This is a genomic window from Citrobacter sp. Igbk 14, from assembly GCF_028069825.1.
Classification (GTDB): domain Bacteria; phylum Pseudomonadota; class Gammaproteobacteria; order Enterobacterales; family Enterobacteriaceae; genus Citrobacter.
The window spans coordinates 1-743 of record NZ_JANEWM010000159.1; the positions used below are offsets into that span (position 1 = coordinate 1).

The following is a 743-nucleotide window of genomic DNA, read 5'->3' on the forward strand; positions in this document are numbered from 1 at the left end:
GCAAAAGAAGTAGGTAGCTTAACCTTCGGGAGGGCGCTTACCACTTTGTGATTCATGACTGGGGTGAAGTCGTAACAAGGTAACCGTAGGGGAACCTGCGGTTGGATCACCTCCTTACCTTAAAGAAACGTTCTTTGTAGTGCTCACACAGATTGTCTGATGAAAATTAGCAGTAAGAAAATCTCTGCAGGCTTGTAGCTCAGGTGGTTAGAGCGCACCCCTGATAAGGGTGAGGTCGGTGGTTCAAGTCCACTCAGGCCTACCAAATTTTTGCTGATGCCGCGTTGCGGCGACACTCACATACTTCAGTATGCTTCGTGTCACCACGCCTTGCTTCAACAAAAATTAAGGTGAATGAGATAACTACGATGGGGCTATAGCTCAGCTGGGAGAGCGCCTGCTTTGCACGCAGGAGGTCTGCGGTTCGATCCCGCATAGCTCCACCATCTTTACTGCAAAAAANCAAGAAAACTTCAGAGTGTACCTGAAAAGGTTCACTGCGAAGTTTTGCTCTTTAAAAATCTGGATCAAGCTGAAAATTGAAACGACACACTGTTTCATTTCTCCGTAATAAGAAATGAAAAGCGGTGTGTTCGAGTCTCTCAAATTTTCGCAACACGNTGGTGTTTTACGAAACATCTTCGGGTTGTGAGGTTAAGCGACTAAGCGTACACGGTGGATGCCCTGGCAGTCAGAGGCGATGAAGGACGTGCTAATCTGCGATAAGCGTCGGTAAGGTGATA

Annotated in this window: 2 tRNA genes and 2 rRNA genes; all 4 read left to right on the plus strand. The window is 47.1% G+C overall.

The annotated features are described in order from the left end of the window. Positions 1-117 (plus strand): 16S ribosomal RNA (locus NNN64_RS22895); the annotation flags it as partial. 71 nt (positions 118-188) lie between these two features. Then, positions 189-265, plus strand: a tRNA-Ile gene (locus NNN64_RS22900). A gap of 105 nt (positions 266-370) precedes the next feature. After that, a tRNA-Ala gene (locus tag NNN64_RS22905) sits at positions 371-446 on the plus strand. A gap of 206 nt (positions 447-652) precedes the next feature. Beyond that, positions 653-743, plus strand: a 23S ribosomal RNA gene (locus NNN64_RS22910); the annotation flags it as partial.